This window comes from Paraburkholderia sp. BR13439 (genome assembly GCF_040948805.1).
GTDB lineage: Bacteria > Pseudomonadota > Gammaproteobacteria > Burkholderiales > Burkholderiaceae > Paraburkholderia > Paraburkholderia youngii.
The window spans coordinates 1-376 of record NZ_JBFPKN010000161.1 but is presented as its reverse complement, the minus strand read 5'-3'; the positions used below and the strand labels follow the sequence as shown (position 1 = coordinate 376).

The following is a 376-nucleotide window of genomic DNA, read 5'->3' as shown; positions in this document are numbered from 1 at the left end:
CCGTCGTCTTCGCATTCGCTTCGAACGTCGGGCCGACATTCACGAAGCACTTCTCAAATTCGGTTGCTCCCTCGTCTGCTGGAACATCTTCAGACGGACGGAGCAGCCTTTTTGAATCCATCTCTTACTACCGCGCTTGCACTTATAACCGTCATAACCCGCACGCGGGCCGCTCTCGCAGGTCGACTGTATCGTGCGGCCATCGAGGATGACCGCGCTGGGCTGTCCCCGACGGCCCTGTGCCACGCGTATCACCGAGCGCAGGTCACTCACCATGCTCTCAAAGCAGCCAGCCTGCAACCAGCGTTGAGTCTGCTGATACACCAACTCCCACGGCGGGAAATCATTGGGCAGCATCCTCCACGGCGCGCCGGCA

2 pseudogenes are annotated in these 376 nt (G+C 60.1%); one reads left to right on the top strand and one right to left on the bottom strand.

From position 1 onward, the window contains the following. Positions 1–115: pseudogene (locus AB3X96_RS42690) on the top strand (IS5/IS1182 family transposase); the annotation flags it as partial. 8 nt (positions 116–123) lie between these two features. Here the strand turns inward: AB3X96_RS42690 and AB3X96_RS42685 are convergent. Continuing rightward, positions 124–376: pseudogene (locus AB3X96_RS42685) on the bottom strand (transposase); the annotation flags it as partial.